The following is a 5296-nucleotide window of genomic DNA, read 5'->3' as shown; positions in this document are numbered from 1 at the left end:
AACTTGACACTTGCAATAGCACGGATTGCAAATCCGCGCTAGCGGAGGATGATTATCCCGCTGGGAGCACAAAATGCCGTTCAGCAGTTGCTTTTACTCGAGAAGAAAAATGGAAAACTGACGAGGAAACATCTGATCGCCGTGCGGTTCGTGCCCTTTGTGCGTGAAAAATAACGACCGTCATGATTGATTCAACACATTATGTGCATACATCAATTTCGCAGATCTAATTATTATAGAGTTGAATGATTGAGCCAATCATGAATGGAAATAAAGTTTCGGCTGTGTGGCATCACGCAAGCGACTTCGTGAATGTGGTGTTTAAGCAAAAGAGCAGCCACATGCTCAAAGCCATCGGTAAGATGGTTGGGATGATGCGAGTCGCTGTTGATGACCACGGGAATTTTGAGTTCACGCAACCAATCGAAAAGATCTTCACCGGGAAAAAGGAGACCGTTTCCGCAAAATGATTTGGTGTTGATTTCGACAATGGTGCCTTTGTCGGCAACGCACTGAAGAAGATGCCGCAGTTCGTCACGATACCAGGTGGCCGATTCATCAAACAGGGGGCGATGGCGATTGTGCATCTTAATTTTGTCGAGATGACCAATGATGTCAGGGGTTTGATCAACAATCATGCGGCGCTGTAAGTCAAAATAATGCATTACCGCACTCTTGATATCATTGTCGTACACTAAACGCACCCCCTCGAGAAAAACCCCCAGATGGTCATCGATGCTCCAAGGAGTTCCGTCGGGCATTGGCCGGGTGTAATGCACAGAACCGATGACATAGTCGAGTTTCGCGTCCCTCACCCATTGAGAATAAGGCCCCATAATGCCGTCAATGAAGTCGACTTCGAGAGATTTGAGAACCGAGATGCGTGGGGCATATTTTTGCCTGAGCGTATCTATTTCAGAGAGATAGTCGTTGAGACGAAGTGCGGGCATGTTCCATACCGAAGCAAAAGGCACCGGAGAATGTCCGGAGAAGCCAATGGCTTGCATTCCTTTATTGATGGCCGCTACAATGTAATCTTCCAATCCGAGAGTTCCGTCGCAATAATGGCTGTGACAATGATAATTGGTCATCATAAAATGCGGAGCAATGTTTTGCGCAAAAATAGTTAAAAAGGTTCAATGGCACCCGCACAAAAAAAGCTGCGCCCCAAAGGACAGCAGCTTTTTTACGATACAAACACAAACAATTATCTATTCACTACTTTATGAATCGTCACGCGCCCGGAGTCGTACGTCCTGCGAACAATTAAAATGCCTTTGAACCACGCATCAACCTCTTTTCCGGTAAGGGTGAAATACTGAGTGTTAATTACATTCCCGACTTCTGCTCCGGTTTCAATAAGGGGAATGGATGAATAGAGACGAAATTCAAATGGCCCCATATCGGGTGCAGAACCGGCATATGCAAGCCCCACATCAGTTCCTTTGTCAATAAGATCGCTGTTGGTCACGAGTTTCCAAAGATTGAGAACAGGCAAGCTACCATCGCTTTTGCGAGGGGCTGACAATTGAGTGTACCAATTGGTTGAAAAATCCACATAGTCCGACTCGTTGGCCGTTATCCCTCCATTCCAGCTGTTGTGTGACACATTGAGGGTCGTGGCATAGATGTCTCCGGTGGTACCCACCACCACCGAATTCTTAATGGTAAGCAAGTTAACCTTATTCGTAGAGCCAAAACTCATGTTGTTTTTTAAATTCTCGTAGGCAGCGCAATTATAAAGGGTTATATCTCCGCGATTACTATTATGATCGAAGCCTTTCACTCGATTTCCAACGGCAATGCAACGAACATACTGAGCATTATGCTTAAGAAGCTTGTCGTCACTCCCCCCTGTTTTTAAAAGCCGTTACCGTCGCCGGATCCTGCGACTCCGTCTTTGTCATAACCATTTTGAAAAGTCCAACAATCCTCGTAGTAAGTGGTGATGTTATCGGTATTTCGCAAATAACCATCCCAACCATCATCGAGGTTTCGCCACGAGCGGCATCCTTTAAATTTGTTATTATTTCCCACGCTCAGTTTGCAGGCAAAGCCATCAGCATTTTCTTTGGTCGCATCGGCATTAAAATAGTAATCGCAATTAAGAATGAGGTTGTTAGTTGCGCCATTGTCAATTTGCAAACCGCTATCGTTGCATTCATAGAAGTTGCAAAATTCGATGGTATTGTAATGTCCTCCTGCAATTTGCAACCCGTTATCCCCGGCTTTGTAGATGTCTAAACCTTTGATATACCAGTAACTGGCAGTAAGTTTCATGCCCTGAGCCGAAGAATTATTACGAGCCTGTCCCGAAAAATCAATGACCGGTCGGGCTCCTTCAATGGCTTTGAGAGTGATGGGGTTTGTAGAGGTTCCTGATCGGGAAATGGCAATACCCGGAACAGTTGTAAAGGCATAAGTCCCGGCCGCGACCCAGATGATGTCTCCGGCATTGGCATTGCTGATGGCCGATTTTAATTCGTCCGCAGTGGTGACAGTGGTTTCTTTAGCCATCAGATGAGCAGTAGTGGCCAAGAGAGCCATGAGCAGAATTTTTCGCATAGTTATTTCATTTACAACACAAATCAATCAACACTATTCCTTACGGTAAATCAAAATTAGTGTTGCATCCTGTCACAGAGGTGGAGAAATTGGTATATGACAAATAGACCCCCTTATCTGGTTGTTTATCCGCCATCTGAAACCCATCTGAACCATGAATCACAAATGCAATACCAATGTCGTTAAGTTAGTGCGATTCACAAAAGAGACAAGAAGATGATGAGACTAAAGACAGATAGATTAGACTGAAGAGACGAAGGTCACGGATCTAAATATCTGTTTATTCATCTCATCATCTGTCTCTTCGTCTGACATCTTTTTCTCTTAACTAAACGACATTGAATGCAATACGACAAAGCATTATCAACAATGAAGTTTTATGATGGGGTTAGCGAGGAATCACTAAATTTGCACGCTAAAAAATTTGAATCATGGGATTTATTGAAGAGATCAAGCGGCGTCGCACATTCGGGATTATCAGTCACCCCGATGCGGGTAAAACGACCTTGACCGAAAAATTGCTGTTGTTTGGGGGTGCCATTCACGTGGCAGGTGCGGTAAAGTCAAATAAAATTAAGCAAACAGCGACTTCCGACTTTATGGAAATCGAGAAACAAAGAGGAATCTCGGTGGCCACCTCAGTGATGGGATTTGAATACAAAGGTTACAAAGTAAACATCCTTGATACGCCCGGACACCAGGATTTTGCTGAAGACACTTACCGCACGCTTACGGCTGTGGATAGCGTCATTATTGTGATCGATGCCGCCAAGGGTGTTGAAACACAAACACGTAAGCTCATGGAAGTGTGCCGGATGCGCAACACGCCAGTGATGGTGTTTATCAACAAGATGGATCGCCCCACCAAAGATCCCTTTGATTTGTTGGACGAGATTGAGGCTGAATTGAAAATCAATGTTCGACCATTGAGCTGGCCGATTGGCAACGGCACCGATTTTCAGGGTGTTTACAACCTCTATGAAAAGAACTTATATCTGTTTTCACCATCCAAGCAGACGCTTGAAGAAGGAATTGAAATAAAGGATTTGAGCGATAGTCAAATCGAAACCATTATTGGAGAAAAAGCGGCCAACACACTGCGTGATGAAGTGGAGCTGTTTGAAGGCGTTTACCAGGAATTCGATAACACGCCATACCTTGAAGGCTCCTTAGCGCCTGTATTTTTTGGCAGTGCGCTCAACAACTTCGGGGTTCGAGAATTGCTTCATTGTTTTCTCGAGATTGCTCCCTCGCCACGCCCATCCAAGACAGAGCATCGGATGGTAGAACCCCGGGAAGAGAAATTTTCAGGATTTGTGTTTAAGATACATGCCAACATGGATCCCAACCACCGCAATCGCATTGCGTTTGTGAAAATTTGTTCGGGTAAATTTGAGCGCAACACGCCGTACTTGCACGTTCAATTGGGAAAAGATCTCAAATTCTCGAGCCCGACGGCATTTATGGCCGACAAGAAATCGATTATTGACGAGGCCTATCCGGGTGACATTATCGGTATTCCCGATAGTGGAAACTTTAAAATCGGCGATTGTTTGTCGCAGGGCGAGAAGTTGATATTTAAAGGGTTGCCCAGTTTCTCACCGGAACTGTTTCAATACATCGAAAATGCCGATCCACTCAAGTCCAAGCAGTTGGCCAAGGGCATTGATCAGTTGATGGATGAAGGTGTGGCACAGCTATTTATCAACCAGTTTAATAACCGTAAAATCATTGGCACGGTAGGTCAGCTTCAATTTGAAGTGATTCAGTATCGTTTGCTGCACGAATACTCAGCCTCGTGCCGTTGGGAAGGATTGAGTTTGTACAAAGCCTGTTGGATTCGTTCGGAAAATCAGGCAGAACTCAATGATTTTAAACAACGCAAAAACCAATACATGGCCAAGGACAAATATGGCCGTGATGTGTTTTTGGCCGATTCATCGTATATGCTGCAAATGGCTCAGGAGCAATTTAAAAACATAGAATTTCACTTTACGTCGGAGTTTTAAGCGTCAAAATAACATTGCGCTTAGGCTGCTGCTCTAATGAAATACGATCCGAATAACCCCAGTCATAAGGCTGGGGTTATTCATTGATGGATGTCCCCAGCGATGTCTCTCACATGCATCTCTTTTGAATGATCTGCTTTATTTATTGATGTCAATTAAGGAGCGGGTTTTTTATCTACGCATTAAGTGTGGGCACACAAATTATCTGAAGGAAAGATAAACGAGATATTGGCGTTGATATGACCAAGTGATTTTTGATGGGTATTTAGGTTTCCCCGTAGGGGAAAATGATCGGTAGAAAACAATTGGTTGGATAATTCTTTTGCCCCGATGGGGCAAGACAAAACGATATCTTTCGTCGTTTCTACCGAGCTTTCCTGCCTACGGCATGAGAATTTTAACCCATCTTGCAGCTTTCCATCCAAAATTCATTAAAAAAACACCTTTTTTCACCTCAAAATAGGCTCTTTTGCTCTATTTGCTTTTGTAATACATTGATAATCAGTGTCTGAATTTTCGAAAAATCATTTGTAGTACACAAGGGGGTATTGTATATCAGCGGTTTACATGTTTACTTTGGGGCATGTATTTCAAAGTATCCATGCGCACCAACCCCGAAACGGGAATCTATAGCGGTTATTACCGTTTAGTGGAGAGCTACCGTAATCACAGCGGCAGGGTATGCCATCGTACGCTGTTGAATGCTGGGTTCTTAGATGCTT

The 5296-nt window shown here is 44.1% G+C and carries 5 protein-coding genes; 2 read left to right on the top strand and 3 right to left on the bottom strand.

The genetic code is table 11. From position 1 onward, the window contains the following. Nucleotides 1-48 precede the first annotated feature (48 nt). A complete protein-coding gene (locus LX69_RS18385; RefSeq protein ID WP_394336324.1) occupies nt 49-174 on the top strand; it encodes a hypothetical protein in 126 nt (41 codons plus the stop codon). 59 nt (nt 175-233) lie between these two features. On the opposite strand, the gene LX69_RS12920 is transcribed toward LX69_RS18385, so the two are convergent. The 3 genes from LX69_RS12920 to LX69_RS12910 form a co-directional block, all read right to left on the bottom strand. Then, the gene (locus LX69_RS12920; protein ID WP_111446474.1) at nt 234-1094 is read right to left on the bottom strand and encodes a histidinol-phosphatase; all 861 of its coding nucleotides are present in this window, start codon (nt 1092-1094) and stop codon (nt 234-236) included. 113 nt (nt 1095-1207) lie between these two features. Continuing rightward, entirely contained in the window at nt 1208-1705 is a 498-nt protein-coding gene (locus LX69_RS12915) for a hypothetical protein (protein ID WP_111446473.1), read from the bottom strand. Nucleotides 1706-1860: 155 nt separating this feature from the next. After that, on the bottom strand, nt 1861-2565 hold the full coding sequence (locus tag LX69_RS12910; protein WP_111446472.1) for a right-handed parallel beta-helix repeat-containing protein: 705 nt from the start codon (nt 2563-2565) through the stop codon (nt 1861-1863). A gap of 431 nt (nt 2566-2996) precedes the next feature. Between LX69_RS12910 and LX69_RS12905 the strand changes: the two genes are divergently transcribed. Further along, nucleotides 2997-4574: a peptide chain release factor 3 gene (locus LX69_RS12905; protein ID WP_111446471.1), complete on the top strand. Its 1578-nt coding sequence runs from the start codon at nt 2997-2999 to the stop codon at nt 4572-4574. Nucleotides 4575-5296: the final 722 nt, after the last annotated feature.

This window comes from Breznakibacter xylanolyticus, from assembly GCF_003254275.1.
Taxonomy (GTDB): domain Bacteria; phylum Bacteroidota; class Bacteroidia; order Bacteroidales; family Marinilabiliaceae; genus Breznakibacter; species Breznakibacter xylanolyticus.
Note: the sequence above shows the minus strand (reverse complement) of the source record. Positions and strands in the feature narration are given on the sequence as shown.